The sequence below is a fragment of the Pseudomonas jinjuensis genome (assembly GCF_900103845.1).
Taxonomy (GTDB): Bacteria; Pseudomonadota; Gammaproteobacteria; order Pseudomonadales; family Pseudomonadaceae; genus Pseudomonas; species Pseudomonas jinjuensis.
In genome coordinates this window covers 22,938-40,769 of the sequence record NZ_FNIJ01000023.1, presented here as the reverse complement: position 1 = coordinate 40,769, position 17,832 = coordinate 22,938, and the positions used below count along the sequence as shown (strand labels likewise).

Below are 17,832 nucleotides of genomic sequence, written 5' to 3'. Positions count from 1 at the left end.
GATTAGCTCCTCAGAATTTTTCGCCGCGGGCGCGCAGGTCGGTCAGGACCGCGTCGATGCCGCGCTTGTCGATGATGCGCATGCCTTTAGCGGAAACACGCAGACGCACGAAGCGCTTCTCGGACTCGACCCAGAAACGATGGTACTGCAGGTTCGGCAGGAAACGGCGACGGGTTTTGTTGTGTGCGTGGGAAATGTTGTTCCCGGTAACCGGACCCTTACCGGTCACTTGGCAAACTCTCGACATGGCTCAGCCCTCTATAAACCACATGCCCAACCCGGCATGGGTTGGCTGCTTAAACTCTGTATTGGATTCTCGATTCCCCCGGGTCTTACCCGCCTCGCTGCCAGCTGAAATCCGGCAGGAACGGCGTGGCCCCAGAAAAGAGCGCAGCTTTATATCAGAAACGCCATTGCCGCCGCAAGGCCGGGAGCGCTCCGAACGGATGCCGACCGCGGAGCTGCGGGCCGCGCCACGCCTGCCGTTCGTCGATTTTCGCCGTTGTCCGCGCCGGCCCCATGGTCTAGGGTAAGGCGCTCAAGGCCGACAACGGTCTTGCATGACCCCGCCCAGCCTGCCGGATGGGCATTCTGTCACCCCGCTCGGAGTCCGTCATGCGTCTCGCCCTTCTCGCCGCCCTGCTCAGCCCTGCGCTGGCCAGCGCCGCCACCCTCAGCGTCTGCACCGAAGCCAGTCCGGAAGGCTTCGACGTGGTCCAGTACAACTCGCTGACCACCACCAACGCCTCGGCGGACGTGCTGATGAACCGCCTGGTGGAATTCGACGCCGGCCGCGGCGAGGTCGTGCCCGGCCTGGCGGAGAGCTGGAGCATCTCGGCCGACGGCCTGACCTACGACTTCCAGCTGCGCGGCGGGGTGAAATTCCACCACACCGACTACTTCAAGCCAGGCCGCACGCTGAATGCAGACGACGTGCTGTTCAGCTTCCAGCGCATGCTCGACCCGGCGCAGCCCTGGCACAAGGTCGCCAAGAGCGGTTTCCCCCACGCCCAGTCGATGCAGCTGCCGGCGCTGGTCAAGGCCGTCGAGAAGGTCGACGACCTGCGCGTGCGCTTCGTCCTCGATCACCCGGACGCCACCTTCCTGCCGATGCTGAGCATGGGCTTCGCTTCTATTTATTCCGCCGAGTACGCCGACCAGTTGATGAAGGCCGGCACGCCGGAGAAGCTCAATGCCCAGCCGATCGGCAGCGGTCCCTTCGTGTTCCGCCGCTTCCAGAAGGACGCCGTGGTGCGCTACGCCGCCAACCCCGACTACTTCGGCGGGAAACCGGCTGTGGATAACCTGGTGTTCGCCATCACTCCGGACGCCAGCGTGCGCCTGCAGAAGCTCAAGCGCGGCGAGTGCCAGATCGCCCTGTCACCGAAACCCCTGGACGTGGAAAGCGCGCGCCAGGACGGCAACCTGAAGATCGAGCAGACCCCGGCCTTCATGACCGCCTTCGTCGGCATCAACAGCCAGCACGCACCGCTGGACAACCCCGGGGTGCGCCAGGCGATCAACCTCGCCTTCGACAAGCGCAGCTACCTGCAGGCGGTGTTCGGCGACAGCGCCATCGCCGCCGACGGCGTCTACCCGCCGAACACCTGGAGCTACGCCAAGGACATCCCCGGCTATCCGCAGGACCTCGCCAAGGCCAGGGCACTGCTGAGCGAGGCCGGATTAAAGGACGGCTTCAAGACGACCATCTGGACCCGCCCCTCCGGCAGCCTGCTCAACCCCAATCCGAGCCAGGGCGCGCAGATGCTGCAGGCCGACCTGGCGAAGATCGGCATCCAGGCGGAGATCCGGGTGATCGAATGGGGCGAGCTGATCCGCCGTGCCAAGGCCGGCGAGCACGACCTGCTGTTCATGGGCTGGGCCGGCGACAACGGCGATCCGGACAACTTCCTCACCCCGCAGTTTTCCTGCGCCAGCGTGAAATCCGGGCTGAACTTCGCACGTTATTGCGACGAGAAGCTGGACGGCCTGATCGCCCAGGCCAAGGGCATCGCCGACCAGGGCAAGCGCAGCGCGCTGTACCGCCAGGCCCAGCAGATCATCCACGACCAGGCGCTGTGGCTGCCGCTGGCGCATCCCACCGCCTTCGCCCTGCTGCGCAAGGAAGTGGGCGGCTATGCGGTCAATCCGTTCGGCCGGCAGGATTTCTCCAGGGTCAGCCTGTCGCGCTGAACACAGGGGGCCAGCGAAACGTAGGGTGGATGGCGCTCTTCCATCCACCATTGCGGGGCCGCCTGCGCGGCCGTGGTGGATCGATGGAGCGTGATCCACCCTACGTACCCGCGCTGGGACGCTGGAGCGTCCACGGATGCGTTCCCACGCGGGAGCCTGGGAACGATGAGAGCCCGCCTCACATCCAGCCATGCTCGGCCATCGACAGCGGCTCGCCGTCGCCGACGATGAAATGGTCGAGCACCCGCACGTCCACCAGCGCCAGCGCATCCTTCATCCGCTGGGTCAGCGCACGGTCGGCCTGGCTCGGTTCGGCCACGCCGGAGGGGTGGTTATGGGTGAGGATCAGCGCCGCCGCGTTGTGCGCCAGGGCGCGCTTGACCACCTGGCGCGGGTAGACGCTGGCGCCGTCGATGGAGCCGTGGAACAGCACCTCGAAGGCCAGCACCCGGTGCCGGCTGTCGAGGAACAGGCAGGCGAACACCTCGTGTGGCTCGTGGCGCAGGCGCGCCTTGAGGTAGTCGCGCACCGCCTGCGGGCTTTCCAGGGCGGAGTCGCGGCGCAGCTGCTCGGCGAGGTGACGACGGGCCATTTCCAGCACCGCCTGCAACTGCGCGTACTTGGCCGGGCCGAGGCCGAGATGGCTGCCGAACGAGGCCAGGTCGGCCTCCAGTAGCGCACGCAGGCTGCCGAACTCCTGCAGCAGGCGCCGCGCCAGTTCCACCGCGCTGCAGCCGGCCACCCCGGTGCGCAGGAAGATCGCCAGCAGTTCGGCGTCGCTCAGGCTCGCCGCACCGCGTTCCAGCAGCTTCTCCCGCGGGCGCTCCGCCGCGGGCCATTCACGAATGCTCACAGGACCTCCCAGTCGAGCCGGCCCGCTGTTCCCGTGCGGGCGCTGTGCTATCTTAGCCCATCCTTTTTGCGCGGCTTGCGGCCTGGGGAAACGCCTTCGGCCTCAGGTTCTGTGGGAAAAATCTCCCAGCGGGATGCGGCAGGACAAAGACGGTGGGGCGCGGCGTTTACGTTTGTCTAACAGCATCCAGGCCATCTTTGACGCAACATCGCCAGGTTTTCGCGTGTCGTCCAATTTCTGATTAAGGCAGGCCTATGCTGCGGCTGTACAAGAAACGCATCGTCCTGGGTGTGGGTGGCGGTATCGCCGCCTACAAGAGCGCCGAACTGGTCCGCCGCCTGCGCGACCTGGGCGCCGAAGTCCGCGTCGTGATGACCCAGGGCGGGCGTGAATTCATCACTCCCCTGACCATGCAGGCCCTGTCCGGCCACCCGGTGCACATGGACCTGCTCGACCCCGCCGCCGAAGCGGCCATGGGCCACATCGAACTGGCCCGCTGGGCCGACCTGGTGCTGATCGCCCCGGCCACCGCCGACGTCATGGCGCGCCTGGCCCAGGGCATCGCCAACGACCTGCTGACCACCCTGGTGCTGGCCACCGACGCCCAGGTCGCCCTCGCCCCGGCGATGAACCAGGCGATGTGGCGCGACCCGGCCACCCAGTCCAACGCCGAGCTGCTGCGCGGCCGCGGCATGCACTTCTTCGGTCCCGCTGCCGGCAGCCAGGCCTGCGGCGACGTCGGTCCGGGGCGCATGCTGGAGGCAGAGGAGCTGGCCCAGCGGGCCGCCGACTGCTTCCAGTTCCAGAGCCTGACCGGCCAGCACATCCTGATCACCGCCGGCCCGACCCAGGAAAACATCGATCCGGTGCGCTACATCACCAACCACAGCTCCGGCAAGATGGGCTTCGCCCTCGCCGAGGCCGCCGCCGAAGCCGGCGCCCGCGTGACCCTGGTGACCGGCCCGGTGCACCTGCCGACGCCGGACCGGGTCGCCCGCGTCGACGTGGTCAGCGCCCGCGACATGCTCGCCGCCTGCGAGGCCGCGATGCCGGCCGACATCCTCATCGCCGCCGCCGCCGTCGCCGACTACCGCCCGGAAGTGATCGCCGAGCAGAAGCTGAAGAAGGACCCCACCACCGGCGACGGCCTGCTGCTGCAGCTGGTGCGCAACCCGGACATCCTCGCCACCCTGGCGCAGCGCAGCGACCGGCCATTCAGCGTCGGCTTCGCCGCGGAAACCGAGAACCTCCTGCAGTACGCCGCGCGCAAGCTGAAGGACAAGAACCTCGACCTGATCGTCGCCAACGACGTGGCCAACCCCTCGATCGGCTTCAATAGCGAAGAGAACGCGATCACCGTGATCGACCGCGAGCTGCACGAAACCAGCTTCGCCCAGACCAGCAAGGGCAAGATCGCCCGCCAGCTGATCGCCTTCATCGCCGAACGCCGCCAACAGCACTGAGAACCCGATGCATTCACTGCAAGCCAAGATCCTCGATCCGCGCATCGGCGCGGAATTCCCCCTGCCGCAGTACGCCACGCCCGGCTCCGCCGGCCTCGACCTGCGCGCCATGCTCAAGGAGGACACCGTCCTCGAGCCGGGCCAGACCCTGCTGATCCCCACCGGCCTGTCCATCCATATCGCCGACCCGAACCTGGCCGCGCTGGTCCTGCCGCGCTCCGGCCTGGGCCACAAGCACGGCGTGGTGCTGGGCAACCTGGTCGGGCTGATCGACTCGGACTACCAGGGCGAGCTGATGGTGTCCTGCTGGAACCGCGGCCAGACCCCGTTCACCATCGCCGTCGGCGAGCGCATCGCCCAGCTGGTTCTGGTGCCGGTGGTGCAGGCGCATTTCGAGCTGGTCGACAGCTTCGACGAAAGCCAGCGCGGCGCCGGTGGTTTCGGGCATTCGGGCAGCCACTGACGCCGACTTCAGGATGAATCGCCGAGGAGACGTTGCATGAGACTTTTCCAACGCACTGCCAAGGATGACGACCTGCCACCGGTCGCGATGCCGCACAACGGCAATGGCAATGGCCATGCCGCTCCTGCCTCGCGCTCCTCCAGCGCCCTGCTGCCCGGCGTGGCCGTGGCGCTGCTCGGCATCGGCGCGGCCGGCGCGCTGCTGTGGTTCAGCCTGTTCGGCAGCGCCGAGCAGATGCACCGCCAGCAGCTCACCGGCGCCTGGGCCGAAAGCCAGTCCGGCGCGCTGCGCCAGGCACTGACCCACCTGGCCGCCGACACCCGCGGCATGGCCGACAATCCCGAACTGCTGCAGGCCGTGCAGGCCAACGACCCGGCACGCATCCGCAGCCTGGAGAAGGCCGAGGCGCAATGGCCGCTGAGCGGCCTGCTGGACGTCCACCTGAACGCCAACGGCCAGGCCAGCCAGGACAACCAGCGGCCCGGCCCGCTGAACTATGCCGCGCTGGACATGCTGAACCGCCTGGAGAACGGCCAGGAAGTCAGCCCCGAGGCCTACAGGCTCGGCCAGCGCTGGCTGCTCTACAGCCCCGCCGCCCTGCGCGGCCCGGACAACCGCGTGCATGGCACCCTGCTGCTGGTGTTCGACCTGCAGCGCTTCCTCGGCGCCCTGCCGCCCATGCCGCAGGAAGTCGGCCAGCTGCTGCTTGCCCAGCAGTTCGGCAACAACCCGGCGCAGACGCTGCTGAAATCCGGCCAGGCCGACGACGGCCAGCCGCTGCTCCTGGCCAGCGGCAATCCGCACTGGAAACTCAGCTTCACCCCCGGCCCCGCCCTGACCGCGCCGCTCTACTCGCCGACGCTGCTCGGCATCGCCGCGCTGCTGGCGCTGGCCGGCGGCCTGCTCGGGGTCTACCTGGCGCACGGCGGGCTGCAGCGCCGCCTGCGCCAGGATGCCCAGGAGCTGACGCAATACGTTCAGGAACTCGGCGGCCCGAGGGCTGCCAAAACTCCTGAACTGAGCCTGGCACCCCTGCAAGGCGTGGTTCAGGCGCTGGTTCGCCAGACCCGCCGCAAGAACGAAACACCCAGCCCCGCTGCCCCCGCTCCCGCCGCTCCGGCCGCGGCTGCCGTCAGCACTCCGGCCCCGGCCGGAACGGAGCTGGTCGATCCGCTGTTCCAGAACACCGACATTCTGGACATCGACTTTCTTGATGAAGACCAGGATCTCCTGGGATTGGAGCGAAACCCCGCTATGAGCACGAAAGCCCCGCAACTGCCCGCCAGCATCTTCCGCGCCTACGACATCCGCGGCGTGGTTGGCGATACCCTGACCGCCGAGACCGCCTACTGGGTCGGCCGCGCCATCGGCTCGGAAAGCCTGGCCCGGGGCGAGCCCAACGTATCCGTGGGCCGCGACGGCCGCCTGTCCGGTCCGGAACTGGTGCAGCAGCTGATCCAGGGCCTGCTGGATTGCGGCTGCCAGGTCACCGACGTCGGCATGGTGCCGACCCCGGTGCTTTACTACGCGGCCAACGTCCTCGAGGGCAAATCCGGCGTGATGCTCACCGGCAGCCACAACCCGCCGGACTACAACGGCTTCAAGATCATGGTCGCCGGCGAGACCCTGGCCAACGAGCAGATCCAGGCGCTGCGCACCCGCATCGAAAGCAACGACCTCGCCAGCGGCGTCGGCAGCGTGCGCCAGCTCGACATCCTGCCGCGCTACTTCGAGCAGATCCGCGATGACGTCGCCCTGGCCAAGCGCCTGAAGGTGGTGGTCGATTGCGGCAACGGCGTCGCCGGCGTGATCGCCCCGCAACTGATCGAGGCCCTCGGCTGCGAAGTCATCCCGCTGTTCTGCGACGTCGACGGCACCTTCCCCAACCACCATCCGGACCCGGGCAAGCCGGAGAACCTGGAAGACCTGATCGCCAAGGTCCGCGAGACTGGTGCCGACCTCGGCCTGGCCTTCGACGGCGACGGCGACCGCGTCGGCGTGGTGACCAACGAAGGCACCATCATCTACCCGGACCGCCTGCTGATGCTGTTCGCCAAGGACGTGGTCTCGCGCAATCCGGGCGCCGACATCATCTTCGACGTCAAGTGCACCCGCCGCCTGATCTCGCTGATCAGCGGCTACGGCGGCCGCCCGGTGATGTGGAAGACCGGCCACTCGCTGATCAAGAAGAAGATGAAGGAAACCGGCGCGCTGCTGGCCGGCGAGATGAGCGGCCACATCTTCTTCAAGGAGCGCTGGTTCGGCTTCGACGACGGCATCTACAGCGCCGCCCGTCTGCTGGAGATCATCAGCCTCGACGATCGCGACAGCGAACATGTGTTCTCGGCCTTCCCGCTGGACGTCTCCACTCCGGAGATCAACATCACCGTCACCGACGAGAGCAAGTTCGCCCTGATCGAAGCGCTGCAGCGCGACGGCCAGTGGGGCGACGCCAACCTGACCACTCTCGATGGCGTGCGTGTCGATTACCCGAAAGGCTGGGGCCTGGTCCGCGCCTCCAACACCACGCCGGTGCTGGTGCTGCGCTTCGAAGCCGACTCCGAAGCCGAGCTGGAGCGCATCAAGGATGTGTTCCGTAACCAACTGAAGGCGGTAGATCCCGCCCTGACCATTCCCTTCTGATCATGCCGGAGTCCACCATGCACCAGAGCCGCGACGACGCCGCCCAGGTAGCCCGAGTCCTTGCCGAAGCCCTGCCCTACATCCGCCGCTTCGTCGGCAAGACGCTGGTCATCAAGTACGGCGGCAACGCCATGGAGACCGACGAGCTGAAGAACAGCTTCGCCCGCGACATCGTCCTGATGAAGGCGGTCGGCATCAATCCGGTGGTGGTGCACGGTGGCGGTCCGCAGATCGGCGACCTGCTCAAGCGCCTGTCCATCGAGAGCCACTTCATCGACGGCATGCGCGTCACCGATGCGCAGACCATGGACGTGGTCGAGATGGTCCTCGGCGGCCTGGTCAACAAGGACATCGTCAACCTGATCAACCGTCACGGCGGCAGCGCCATCGGCCTGACCGGCAAGGACGCCGAGCTGATCCGCGCGAAGAAGCTCACCGTCACCCGCCAGACGCCGGAGATGACCAAGCCGGAAATCATCGACATCGGCCATGTCGGCGAAGTCACCGGGGTCAACGTCGAGCTGCTGAACATGCTGGTGCAGGGCGACTTCATCCCGGTGATCGCGCCGATCGGCGTCGGTCCGGACGGCGAGTCCTACAACATCAACGCCGATCTGGTGGCCGGCAAGGTGGCCGAGGCGCTGAGGGCCGAGAAGCTGATGCTGCTGACCAACATCGCCGGCCTGATGGACAAGCAGGGCGAAGTGCTCACCGGCCTGACCACCGAGCAGGTCGACGCGCTGATCGCCGACGGCACCATCTACGGCGGCATGCTGCCGAAGATCCGCTGCGCCCTCGAATCAGTGCAGGGCGGCGTGACCAGCGCGCACATCATCGACGGCCGCGTGCCGAATGCCGTGCTGCTGGAGATATTCACCGACAGCGGCGTCGGCACCCTGATCAGCAACCGCAAGCAGCGCTGATCCGCCAGCCGCCACGGCCCCGCGCCGTGGCGGCCGGTCTCTTCCGGAGGCGAGCATGACGTCCGTTCCGCAACGCAGCGATTTCGCTTTCTTCCACGGCCTGCGCGTGCGCTGGTCGGAGGTCGATCCGCAAGGGATCGTCTTCAACGGCAACTACCTGAGCTACGCCGACGTAGCCACCACCGAATACTACCGGCACCTGGACATCCGCTATCCGGCCGACCTGCTGCGCGGCGGCGGCGACCTGTTCGCGGTGAAGACCACCCTCGAATACCTGGCCCCGGCGCGCTACGACGACTGGCTGGAGATCGGCGTGCGGGTAGCCCGCCTGGGCCGCAGCAGCATGACCTTCGAGATCGGCATCTGGTGCGAGGAACAGTCGCTGACGCGCGGCGAACTGGTCTATGCGTATGCCGGCGAGGGCCGCCGCAGCCAGCTCCTGCCGGAATGGCTGCGCACGCGCATCGAATCTTTCGAGAAGAACCTGCCGGCCGGGTGAGGCTCAGCGCGACTCGCCGAGCAGTTGCACCAGGCGTGCGCGATCGGCATCGAAGGACGCGCTGGTCCGGGTGCGCAAGCGCTGGTAGTGCTGGATGTCCTGCAACAGGCGCTTCTCTTCCGACTTCAGGCTGTTCAGCTGGTCGATCAACTGATCCGGCACCTGCCGTCCGGCGCGTTCCTGTTCGGCGGCCTGGGACTGCAGGTTGACCTGCTGGGTCTTCACCGATTGCAGGTTGCCGCGGGCGACGCTGCTCAGGCCATCCAGCTCGGACAGCTTGCGCTCGCGGGCGCGGTCGACGTCCTCGACGCTGGTGTACAGCCGCAGCAGTTGTGCATCGGTACTGGCCTGGGCGGCCTCGGCCTTGCGCCGGGCGCGCTCTTCCGCGGTGGGCGCCGGCGGCACGGTGCGGATCACCCGCCCCTGCTCGTTGAGCACCTCGTAGCCCTTGCCGATGTACTGCGGCGGCACGCCGAGGCGGTCGATGACGGTCACGCCCTTGTCATTGACGTAGCGGTACAGCTCGACAGGGCCACTGGCAGCCGGACCGGCGGCGAGCGCAGCGCAGGTCAGGCCGGAGCCCAGCAGGCCCAGCCAGAACCGGTAACCGAAAGCACCCCGCTTGACCATGCCCAGACACCCCTGTCCCGGTTGCGATTAGATGCCGTACTGCGCGCGATAGGCTTCCACCGCCGGCAGGTGGCGCTTCAGCTCGGCATCGCCTGCCAGATATTCAAGCACCTGCTCCAGCGACACGATACTCACCACCGGCATGCCGAAGTCGCGTTCGACTTCCTGGATCGCCGACAGCTCGCCCTTGCCGCGCTCCTGGCGGTTCAGCGCGATCAGCACGCCGGCGGCCTTGGCGCCCTGCGCGTCGATGATCTGCATGACTTCGCGGATCGCGGTGCCGGCGGTGATCACGTCATCGATGATCAGCACGTCGCCCTGCAGCGGCGAGCCGACCAGGGTGCCGCCTTCGCCATGGTCCTTGGCTTCCTTGCGGTTGAAGCACCAGGGCACGTCGCGGCCATGCTGCTCGGCCAGCGCCACGGCTGTGGTGGCCGCCAGCGGAATGCCCTTGTAGGCGGGGCCGAACAGCACGTCGAAGGAAATGCCGCTGTCGACGATAGCGGAAGCGTAGAAGCGTCCCAGCTGCGCCAGCGCGAGGCCCGTGTTGAACAGGCCGGCATTGAAGAAGTAGGGGCTGGTGCGCCCGGACTTGAGAGTGAATTCGCCGAAGCGCAGAACACCGCGCTCGATGGCGAAACGAATGAATTCGCGTTGATATGCCTGCATGGGGATAGAACCGGCCGGTATGAATTTAGCTAAACCGTTTGAGCTCGGGTATCATACACACACGTGATTTTGGGGGCCATTTATGCGGATCATCAGTGTGAACGTGAATGGTATTCAGGCTGCAGCCGAGCGGGGACTTCTCAGCTGGCTGCAAGCCCAGAATGCCGACGTGATCTGCTTGCAGGATACCCGCGCCTCCGCTTTCGATCTGGATGAACCGTCCTACCAGCTGGATGGCTACTTCCTGTACGCCTGCGACGCCGAAGTACCCAGCCAGGGTGGTGTCGCAATCTATAGCCGTCTGCAACCCAAGGCCGTCATAAGCGGCCTGGGCTTCGAGACGGCCGATCGTTACGGGCGCTACCTGCAAGCCGATTTCGACAAGGTGAGTATCGCCGCTCTCCTCCTGCCTACCGGGCAGGCCGGGGATGAGAACCTGAACCAGAAGTTCAAGTTCATGGACGATTTCGCCCAGTACCTGAACAAGCAGCGGCGCAAGCGTCGCGAATACATCTACTGCGGGTCGCTGTACGTCGCCCACCAGAAGCTGGACGTGAAGAACTGGCGCGACTGCCAGCAGATGCCCGGCTTCATGGCGCCGGAACGCGGCTGGATGGACGAGATCTTCGGCACCATGGGCTACGTCGATGCCCTGCGCGAAGTCAGCCGCGAAGGCGACCAGTACAGCTGGTGGCCGGACAGCGAGCAGGCCGAGATGCTCAACCTCGGCTGGCGCTTCGACTACCAGGTGCTGACGCCGGGTCTGCGCCGCTTCGTGCGCAACGCCAAGCTGCCGCGGCAGCCGCGCTTCTCCCAGCATGCGCCGCTGATCGTCGATTACGACTGGACGCTGAGCATCTGAGTTCGTCGCGCAGAAAAAAGCCGGCTCGCAAGCCGGCTTTTTCATTCCCGCGGCACGCCTATTTGAGCGCCCTCCAGGTGAACGGGTAGCGGTAGGCCACGCCGTCGTTGGCCTTGATCCCGGCGATGATGGTCAGCACCAGCGCGCCGGCGCCGACCAGCGCCAGCAGCAGGAAGCCGACCAGCACCAGCATCAGCAGGCAGCTCACCAGCATGGCCAGGGTGACGGTGATCTGGAAGTTCACCGCCTCCTTGCCCTGCTGGTCGATGTAGGGATCGGCCTCGCGCTTGACCTGCCAGACGATCAGCGGGCCGAGCAGGTTGCCGAAGGGGAACACCAGGCCGAGGAAGGCGGCGAAGTGGCAGAACATCGCCCATTGCCGCGCCGTCTGGCTCGGTTGCGTCTGCGGGACTTGCGCGTCGTCGATCATCGCCGCTCCTCGTTCGGTCGCTTCAGTCGGCCAGCGCCGCGCGCTGCAGTTCGAACAGCTCGCGCAGGCCCTGCTGCGCCAGTTCCAGCATGGCGTTCAGCTCGGTGGGCTGGAAGGGCGTGCCCTCGGCGGTGCCCTGCACCTCGATGAAGCCGCCGGCGTCGGTCATCACCACGTTGAGATCGGTTTCCGCGGCGGAGTCCTCGATATAGTCGAGGTCGAGCACCGGCACGCCGTTGTAGATGCCCACGGAAACCGCGGCGACCAGTTGCCTGAGCGGATTGCCCTTCAGCGCGCCGCGCTTCTTCAGCACGCTCAGCGCGTCGATCAGCGCCACGGTGGCGCCGGTGATCGAGGCGGTGCGGGTGCCGCCGTCGGCCTGGATCACGTCGCAGTCGACGTACAGGGTGTTCTCGCCGAGCTTGGTCAGGTCCAGCGCCGCGCGCAGGGAGCGGCCGATCAGGCGCTGGATTTCCAGGGTGCGCCCGCCCTGCTTGCCGCGGCTGGCCTCGCGCTGGTTACGCTCGCCGGTGGAGCGCGGCAGCATGCCGTACTCGGCGGTCAGCCAGCCCTGGCCCTGGCCCTTGAGGAAGCGCGGGACTCCCGCCTCGGCGCTGACGGTGCAGATCACCTTGGTATCCCCGAATTCGACCAGCACCGAACCTTCGGCATGCTTGGTGTAGTGGCGGGTGATACGGATGGGGCGCAGCTGGTCGGCGGCACGGCCGCTGGGACGGTTCATCGGAGCATCCTGTAGGTAAGACGACACTGAGGGTTGGCCGCCATTATAGAGGCGCCTTGCATTACGGAACTACCGTCGGCGTGCGGCTGGTCGTCCGGCTGGGGTACAATCGCCGGTTCCCGTCCCGTTTCTGTATTGAATTCAGCGAGGTAGCTCCATGGTGCACAGCATGACCGCATTCGCCCGCGTCGAACGGGCCGGTGCCAATGGCACCCTGAGCTGGGAGCTGCGCTCCGTCAATCATCGCTACCTGGAGCCGAACCTGCGCCTGCCGGACGCCTTCCGCGACCTCGAAGGCAGCGTGCGCGAGGCGCTGCGCCAGGGCCTGTCGCGCGGCAAGGTGGAATGCACCCTGCGCTTCAGCGAGGACAACGCCGGCAAGCCGCTGCAGGTCGACCGCGAGCGCGCCGCGCAGCTGGTCGCCGCCGCCGAGAGCGTGGCCGCGCTGATCAAGCAGCCGGCCGCACTGGACCCGCTCGCCGTGCTGGCCTGGCCGGGCGTGCTGGTGGCCGATGCCGCCGATCCGCAGGCGCTGAACGCCGAGGCGCTGGCCGCGTTCAACCAGGCGCTGGCCGAACTCAAGGCCGGCCGCGCCCGCGAAGGCGCCGATCTGGCCCGGCTGATCGACGAGCGGCTGGCGGCGATCCTCGCGGAAGTGGCGAACCTGCGTACCCTGGTGCCGGAAATGCTGGGCAACCAGCGGCAGAAGATCCTCGACCGCTTCACCGAGATGAAGGCCGAGCTCGACCCGCAGCGCCTGGAACAGGAGCTGGTCCTGCTGGCGCAGAAGAGCGACGTCGCCGAGGAACTCGACCGCCTGACCACCCACGTCAACGAGGTGCGCCGCGTGCTCAAGGCCGGCGGCGCCGCGGGCCGGCGCCTGGACTTCCTCATGCAGGAACTCAACCGCGAGGCCAACACCCTCGGCTCCAAGGCCTTCGACCCGCGCTCGACCCAGGCGGCGGTCAACCTCAAGGTCCTGATCGAGCAGATGCGCGAGCAGGTCCAGAACATCGAATAAGCCTGCGGCCCTCGGCTGCTAGGCTCTCAGCAATCACCGCAAGTTTCAGGAAAGTCGCCATGCCCGGCACCCTCTACATCGTTTCCGCTCCCTCCGGTGCCGGCAAGACCAGCCTGGTCAAGGCCCTGCTCGACGCCATGCCCAGCGTGCGCGTGTCCGTCTCCCACACCACCCGCGACATGCGTCCGGGCGAGGTGGACGGGGTCAACTACCACTTCGTCAGCCGCGACACCTTCACCGCGATGCTGCAGCGCGACGACTTCCTCGAACATGCCGAAGTCTTCGGCAACCTCTACGGCACTTCCCAGCGCTGGCTGGAGAAGACCCTCGCCGAAGGCTACGACCTGATCCTCGAGATCGACTGGCAGGGCGCCCAGCAGGTGCGCCGGCTGATGCCCCAGGCGCAGTCGATCTTCATCCTGCCGCCGAGCCAGCACGCCCTGCGCCAGCGCCTGACCAACCGCGGCCAGGACAGCGACGAGGTGATCGAGCGGCGCATGCGCGAAGCCGTCAGCGAGATGAGCCACTACGTCGAATACGATCACCTGGTGATCAACGACGACTTCGCCCATGCGCTGGAAGACCTCAAGGCGATCTTCCGCGCCCGCCAGCTGCGCCTGGACGCCCAGCAGGCGCGGCATACCGAGTTGCTGAGCCGCCTGCTAGGCTGATAGGAACAGTCGGTATAGCAAACGGCACTTCCATAAATTTTGGCGATTTTTTAGACTATCCAGTCCGCCCGGTAATTTCCGGGCTTCATTTTCGTTACGAGGAACACCATGGCCCGCGTCACCGTCGAAGACTGCCTGGACAACGTCGATAACCGTTTCGAGCTGGTCATGCTCGCCACCAAGCGCGCACGTCAGCTGGCTACCGGCGGCAAGGAGCCGAAAGTAGCCTGGGAAAACGACAAGCCCACCGTGGTCGCGCTGCGCGAGATCGCTTCCGGCCTGGTCGACCATGAAGTCGTACAACAGGAGGACGTGGTTGAAGATGAGCCGCTGTTCGCCGCCTTCGAAGACGAGGCCAACAACGAGGCCCTGTAAGCCGATGCCGGGCCGACGCCCTGGGGCGCCGCAATCCGCTGTTCGGCAGGGGGTGATCGCTTGCCGAACATAGATGCCTTCGCCGATCGGCTGTCGAGCTATCTGACCGCGGACCAGGTCAATCTGGTCCGCCGCGCCTACTACTACGCCGAGCAGGCCCACGATGGCCAGCGCCGCCGCAGCGGCGAGGCCTACGTCACCCATCCGCTCGCCGTCGCCAACATCCTCGCCGACATGCACATGGACCATCAGAGCCTGATGGCCGCCATGCTGCACGACGTGATCGAGGACACCGGCATCGCCAAGGAAGCGCTCACCGCGCAGTTCGGCGAGACCGTCGCCGAGCTGGTCGACGGGGTCAGCAAGCTGACCCAGATGCACTTCGAGTCCAAGGCCGAGGCGCAGGCCGAGAACTTCCAGAAGATGGCCATGGCCATGGCGCGCGACATCCGCGTGATCCTGGTCAAGCTGGCCGACCGCCTGCACAACATGCGCACCCTGGAAGTGCTGTCCGGCGAGAAGCGCCGGCGCATCGCCAAGGAAACCCTGGAAATCTACGCCCCCATCGCCAACCGCCTGGGCATGCACAGCATGCGCGTGGAATTCGAGGACCTCGGCTTCAAGGCGATGCACCCGATGCGTTCCGAGCGCATCCGCCAGGCGGTGAAGAAGGCCCGCGGCAACCGTCGCGAGATCGTCGGCAAGATCCAGGAATCGCTGGTCAACTGCCTCGCCCGCGAGGGCCTGGAAGGCCAGGTGCTGGGCCGCGAGAAGCACCTCTACAGCATCTACAAGAAGATGCGCGGCAAGCGCCGGGCGTTCAACGAGATCATGGACGTCTACGCCTTCCGCATCATCGTCGACAAGGCCGACACCTGCTATCGCGTGCTCGGCGCGGTGCACAGCCTGTACAAGCCGTTCCCGGGCCGCTTCAAGGACTACATCGCGATTCCCAAGGCCAACGGCTACCAGTCGCTGCACACCACGCTGTTCGGCATGCATGGCGTGCCCATCGAGATCCAGATCCGCACCCGCGAGATGGAAGAGATGGCCAATCACGGCATCGCCGCGCACTGGCTGTACAAGTCCGCCGACGACGAATCCTTCAAGGGCACCCGCGCCCGCGCCCGCCAGTGGGTGAAGGGCGTGCTGGAACTGCAGCAGCGCGCCGGCAACTCGCTGGAATTCATCGAGAACGTGAAGATCGACCTGTTCCCGGACGAGGTCTACATCTTCACGCCCAAGGGCCGCATCATGGAGCTGCCGAAAGGCTCCACGCCGGTCGACTTCGCCTACGCGGTGCACACCGACGTCGGCAACAGCTGCATCGCCTGCCGCATCAACCGCCGCCTGGCGCCGCTGTCGGAACCGCTGCAGAGCGGCCAGACGGTGGAGATCGTCACCGCGCCGGGCACCCGGCCGAATCCGGCCTGGCTGAGCTTCGTGGTCACCGGCAAGGCGCGCACGCACATCCGCCATGCCCTCAAGCTGCAGCGCCGCTCGGAGTCGATCAGCCTCGGCGAACGCCTGCTGAACAAGACCCTCGCCGGCTTCGACACCCATCTGGAGAAGATCCCGCAGGAGCGCATCCAGGGCGTGCTCGCCGAGTACCGCATGGAAGTGTTCGAGGACCTGCTGGAAGAGATCGGCCTGGGCAACCGCATGGCCTACGTGGTCGCGCGGCGCCTGCTGGCCAGCGACAGCGAGGCCACGCCGAACGCCGAAGGCCCGCTGGCGATCCGCGGCACCGAGGGGCTGGTGATCAGCTACGCGAAGTGCTGCTCGCCGATCCCGGGCGACCCGATCGTCGGCCACCTGTCCGCCGGCAAGGGCATGGTGGTGCACCTGGAAAGCTGCAGGAACATCAGCGAATTCCGCCACAACCCGGAAAAATGCATCCAGCTCAGCTGGGCCAAGGATGTCACCGGGGAATTCAACGTCGAACTGCGCATCGAACTGGAACACCAGCGCGGCCTGATCGCCCTGCTGGCCACCAGCGTGAACGCCGCCGACGGCAACATCGAGAAGATCGGCATGGACGAACGCGATGGCCGCATCAGCGTGGTCCAGCTGGTCGTCAGCGTGCATGACCGCGTGCACCTGGCCCGCGTCATCAAGAAGCTGCGCGCGCTCAAGGGCGTGCTGCGCATCACCCGCGTGCGCAGCTGACCTCACCTGTCCAACAAGGAGTTTCCATGAGCAAGACCGTCGTCCACACCGACAAGGCCCCCGCCGCCATCGGCACCTACTCCCAGGCGATCAAGGCCGGCAACACCGTCTACGTTTCCGGGCAGATCCCGCTGGATCCGAAGACCATGGAACTGGTCGAGGGCTTCGAGGAACAGACCGTGCAGGTGTTCGAGAACCTCAAGGCGGTGATCGAGGCCTCCGGCGGCTACCTGCACGACGTGGCCAAGCTGAACATCTTCCTCACCGACCTGTCGCACTTCGCCAAGGTCAACGAGATCATGGGCCGCTACTTCACCCAGCCCTACCCCGCCCGCGCCGCCATCGGCGTGGCCGCCCTGCCGAAGGGCGCCCAGGTCGAGATGGACGCCATCGTCGTCCTGGAATAAGCGTCGTTACCATGACGGGGTCCTTCGGGGCCCCGTTTTCATTTTGCAAGGAGCAAACATGCGTCGCGCCCTCGTGCTGAGCGCCCTGCTCGGCCTGCTGACCGGCTGTGCCGGCAGCCCATCCGATCCGTCCGGCATCTGGATCAACCAGGCCGCCATCGACGCCGCCGGCAAGGGCGGCAAGCTGCGCGAAGCGCTGGACGCCTACGGCCCGAACCTGGAATGGAAGCTGGATACGAAAGCCGGGCAAGCCACCTTCAGCAACGGCTTCGAACTGGGCGAAGGCCAGCTGAGCAAGGAAAGCGACAAGCGCTGGCGGGTCGATTTCTACGGCAGCAAGCAGGAATACCTGGAGCTGGACGGCAAGGAAATGCTCCAGGTCGGCAGCGACAACTGGCCCGAACAGCGCTTCGCCCACCCCGGGCAGCCGCCGGAAAACGCCGCACCCGGCGCGACCTTCGAACGCGCGCTGTACGCCACCTACCTGGAAGGCAGCTGGGACATCGAGGAAGGCCAGGGCCAGGGCGGACAGGTGAAATTCCAGCCCGACGGCCGCCTCGAAGGCCTGCCCGGCGCCGACCGCTACGCCCTGTGCCTGGCCGGCGACTGCGCGGCGATGAGTGGCGACAACGACAGCATCTGGCTGCAACAGGGCGCCCAAGGCCGCGAATACCTGTTCCGGCGCGACGGCGACAGGCTGGAACTCTTCGAAGCGGTGAACCGCGCCCAGGCCGACGAGATGCCGGAATACGCGCCGGGCAAGCGGGTGTGGCTGCTGGAGCGGGATTGACCTGGGGCGGAGGCCCGCCATCCCATGAA

At 66.6% G+C, this 17,832-nt stretch carries 19 protein-coding genes; 13 read left to right on the top strand and 6 right to left on the bottom strand.

What is annotated here, in order from left to right; all coding sequences use genetic code 11:
• Positions 1-10 precede the first annotated feature (10 nt).
• Positions 11-247, bottom strand: coding sequence for a 50S ribosomal protein L28 (rpmB, locus tag BLR75_RS24585; RefSeq protein ID WP_084314846.1), 237 nt, complete (start codon positions 245-247; stop codon positions 11-13).
• Between the two features lie 368 nt (positions 248-615).
• Between rpmB and BLR75_RS24580 the strand changes: the two genes are divergently transcribed.
• Entirely contained in the window at positions 616-2,193 is a 1,578-nt protein-coding gene (locus BLR75_RS24580; protein ID WP_084314845.1) for an ABC transporter substrate-binding protein, read from the top strand.
• 178 nt (positions 2,194-2,371) lie between these two features.
• On the opposite strand, the gene radC is transcribed toward BLR75_RS24580, so the two are convergent.
• A complete protein-coding gene (radC, locus tag BLR75_RS24575) occupies positions 2,372-3,046 on the bottom strand; it encodes a RadC family protein (protein ID WP_084314844.1) in 675 nt (224 codons plus the stop codon).
• Positions 3,047-3,300: 254 nt separating this feature from the next.
• On the opposite strand from radC, the gene coaBC reads away from it, so the two are divergent.
• The 5 genes from coaBC to BLR75_RS24550 all read left to right on the top strand — a co-directional run bounded on the left by coaBC (position 3,301) and on the right by BLR75_RS24550 (position 9,037).
• The gene (coaBC, locus tag BLR75_RS24570) at positions 3,301-4,509 is read left to right on the top strand and encodes a bifunctional phosphopantothenoylcysteine decarboxylase/phosphopantothenate--cysteine ligase CoaBC (protein WP_084314843.1); all 1,209 of its coding nucleotides are present in this window, start codon (positions 3,301-3,303) and stop codon (positions 4,507-4,509) included.
• Positions 4,510-4,516: 7 nt separating this feature from the next.
• The gene (dut, locus tag BLR75_RS24565; RefSeq protein ID WP_084314842.1) at positions 4,517-4,972 is read left to right on the top strand and encodes a dUTP diphosphatase; all 456 of its coding nucleotides are present in this window, start codon (positions 4,517-4,519) and stop codon (positions 4,970-4,972) included.
• 1,254 nt (positions 4,973-6,226) lie between these two features.
• Positions 6,227-7,615 carry a phosphomannomutase/phosphoglucomutase gene (algC, locus tag BLR75_RS27425; RefSeq protein WP_371858156.1) on the top strand — a complete coding sequence of 463 codons (1,389 nt, stop codon included), beginning with the start codon at positions 6,227-6,229 and terminating at the stop codon, positions 7,613-7,615.
• A gap of 17 nt (positions 7,616-7,632) precedes the next feature.
• Complete coding sequence (gene argB / locus BLR75_RS24555) at positions 7,633-8,538, top strand: acetylglutamate kinase (protein WP_084314840.1); 906 nt, start codon at positions 7,633-7,635, stop codon at positions 8,536-8,538.
• A gap of 55 nt (positions 8,539-8,593) precedes the next feature.
• On the top strand, positions 8,594-9,037 hold the full coding sequence (locus BLR75_RS24550) for an acyl-CoA thioesterase (protein WP_084314839.1): 444 nt from the start codon (positions 8,594-8,596) through the stop codon (positions 9,035-9,037).
• A 3-nt stretch (positions 9,038-9,040) separates the two neighbouring features.
• Here BLR75_RS24550 and BLR75_RS24545 read toward each other — a convergent pair whose 3' ends face one another.
• Both BLR75_RS24545 and pyrE read right to left on the bottom strand, forming a co-directional pair.
• The gene (locus tag BLR75_RS24545) at positions 9,041-9,667 is read right to left on the bottom strand and encodes a DUF4124 domain-containing protein (protein WP_084314838.1); all 627 of its coding nucleotides are present in this window, start codon (positions 9,665-9,667) and stop codon (positions 9,041-9,043) included.
• A gap of 27 nt (positions 9,668-9,694) precedes the next feature.
• Positions 9,695-10,336, bottom strand: a complete 642-nt coding sequence (gene pyrE / locus BLR75_RS24540) for an orotate phosphoribosyltransferase (RefSeq protein ID WP_084314837.1) — start codon at positions 10,334-10,336, stop codon at positions 9,695-9,697.
• Between the two features lie 82 nt (positions 10,337-10,418).
• Between pyrE and BLR75_RS24535 the strand changes: the two genes are divergently transcribed.
• The gene (locus tag BLR75_RS24535; RefSeq protein WP_084314836.1) at positions 10,419-11,198 is read left to right on the top strand and encodes an exodeoxyribonuclease III; all 780 of its coding nucleotides are present in this window, start codon (positions 10,419-10,421) and stop codon (positions 11,196-11,198) included.
• 58 nt (positions 11,199-11,256) lie between these two features.
• On the opposite strand, the gene BLR75_RS24530 is transcribed toward BLR75_RS24535, so the two are convergent.
• Entirely contained in the window at positions 11,257-11,628 is a 372-nt protein-coding gene (locus BLR75_RS24530; RefSeq protein WP_084314835.1) for a DUF4870 domain-containing protein, read from the bottom strand.
• 22 nt (positions 11,629-11,650) lie between these two features.
• A complete protein-coding gene (rph, locus tag BLR75_RS24525) occupies positions 11,651-12,370 on the bottom strand; it encodes a ribonuclease PH (protein ID WP_084314834.1) in 720 nt (239 codons plus the stop codon).
• 157 nt (positions 12,371-12,527) lie between these two features.
• On the opposite strand from rph, the gene BLR75_RS24520 reads away from it, so the two are divergent.
• From BLR75_RS24520 to BLR75_RS24495, 6 genes are all read left to right on the top strand, one after another.
• Complete coding sequence (locus tag BLR75_RS24520; protein WP_084314833.1) at positions 12,528-13,391, top strand: YicC/YloC family endoribonuclease; 864 nt, start codon at positions 12,528-12,530, stop codon at positions 13,389-13,391.
• Between the two features lie 59 nt (positions 13,392-13,450).
• A complete protein-coding gene (gene gmk, locus BLR75_RS24515; protein WP_084314832.1) occupies positions 13,451-14,062 on the top strand; it encodes a guanylate kinase in 612 nt (203 codons plus the stop codon).
• A gap of 108 nt (positions 14,063-14,170) precedes the next feature.
• The gene (gene rpoZ, locus BLR75_RS24510; protein WP_084314831.1) at positions 14,171-14,437 is read left to right on the top strand and encodes a DNA-directed RNA polymerase subunit omega; all 267 of its coding nucleotides are present in this window, start codon (positions 14,171-14,173) and stop codon (positions 14,435-14,437) included.
• A gap of 60 nt (positions 14,438-14,497) precedes the next feature.
• Positions 14,498-16,606 (top strand): bifunctional GTP diphosphokinase/guanosine-3',5'-bis pyrophosphate 3'-pyrophosphohydrolase, encoded by a 2,109-nt coding sequence (gene spoT / locus BLR75_RS24505; protein ID WP_084314830.1) that lies wholly within the window; start codon positions 14,498-14,500, stop codon positions 16,604-16,606.
• 26 nt (positions 16,607-16,632) lie between these two features.
• Positions 16,633-17,013 (top strand): RidA family protein, encoded by a 381-nt coding sequence (locus BLR75_RS24500; RefSeq protein WP_084314829.1) that lies wholly within the window; start codon positions 16,633-16,635, stop codon positions 17,011-17,013.
• Positions 17,014-17,071: 58 nt separating this feature from the next.
• The gene (locus BLR75_RS24495; protein ID WP_084314828.1) at positions 17,072-17,803 is read left to right on the top strand and encodes a hypothetical protein; all 732 of its coding nucleotides are present in this window, start codon (positions 17,072-17,074) and stop codon (positions 17,801-17,803) included.
• Positions 17,804-17,832: the final 29 nt, after the last annotated feature.

Excerpts from the sequence above, each read along its gene's own strand:
- BLR75_RS24580 (WP_084314845.1), top strand. The coding sequence starts at position 616 with ATGCGTCTCGCCCTTCTCGCCGCCCTGCTCAGCCCTGCGCTGGCCAGC.
- algC (WP_371858156.1), top strand. The coding sequence starts at position 6,227 with ATGAGCACGAAAGCCCCGCAACTGCCCGCCAGCATCTTCCGCGCCTAC.
- BLR75_RS24500 (WP_084314829.1), top strand. The coding sequence starts at position 16,633 with ATGAGCAAGACCGTCGTCCACACCGACAAGGCCCCCGCCGCCATCGGC.
- BLR75_RS24535 (WP_084314836.1), top strand. The coding sequence starts at position 10,419 with ATGCGGATCATCAGTGTGAACGTGAATGGTATTCAGGCTGCAGCCGAG.
- coaBC (WP_084314843.1), top strand. The coding sequence starts at position 3,301 with ATGCTGCGGCTGTACAAGAAACGCATCGTCCTGGGTGTGGGTGGCGGT.
- BLR75_RS24545 (WP_084314838.1), bottom strand. The coding sequence starts at position 9,667 with ATGGTCAAGCGGGGTGCTTTCGGTTACCGGTTCTGGCTGGGCCTGCTG.
- rpmB (WP_084314846.1), bottom strand. The coding sequence starts at position 247 with ATGTCGAGAGTTTGCCAAGTGACCGGTAAGGGTCCGGTTACCGGGAAC.
- BLR75_RS24520 (WP_084314833.1), top strand. The coding sequence starts at position 12,528 with ATGGTGCACAGCATGACCGCATTCGCCCGCGTCGAACGGGCCGGTGCC.
- rpoZ (WP_084314831.1), top strand. The coding sequence starts at position 14,171 with ATGGCCCGCGTCACCGTCGAAGACTGCCTGGACAACGTCGATAACCGT.
- BLR75_RS24550 (WP_084314839.1), top strand. The coding sequence starts at position 8,594 with ATGACGTCCGTTCCGCAACGCAGCGATTTCGCTTTCTTCCACGGCCTG.
- pyrE (WP_084314837.1), bottom strand. The coding sequence starts at position 10,336 with ATGCAGGCATATCAACGCGAATTCATTCGTTTCGCCATCGAGCGCGGT.
- BLR75_RS24530 (WP_084314835.1), bottom strand. The coding sequence starts at position 11,628 with ATGATCGACGACGCGCAAGTCCCGCAGACGCAACCGAGCCAGACGGCG.
- rph (WP_084314834.1), bottom strand. The coding sequence starts at position 12,370 with ATGAACCGTCCCAGCGGCCGTGCCGCCGACCAGCTGCGCCCCATCCGT.
- argB (WP_084314840.1), top strand. The coding sequence starts at position 7,633 with ATGCACCAGAGCCGCGACGACGCCGCCCAGGTAGCCCGAGTCCTTGCC.
- gmk (WP_084314832.1), top strand. The coding sequence starts at position 13,451 with ATGCCCGGCACCCTCTACATCGTTTCCGCTCCCTCCGGTGCCGGCAAG.
- BLR75_RS24495 (WP_084314828.1), top strand. The coding sequence starts at position 17,072 with ATGCGTCGCGCCCTCGTGCTGAGCGCCCTGCTCGGCCTGCTGACCGGC.
- dut (WP_084314842.1), top strand. The coding sequence starts at position 4,517 with ATGCATTCACTGCAAGCCAAGATCCTCGATCCGCGCATCGGCGCGGAA.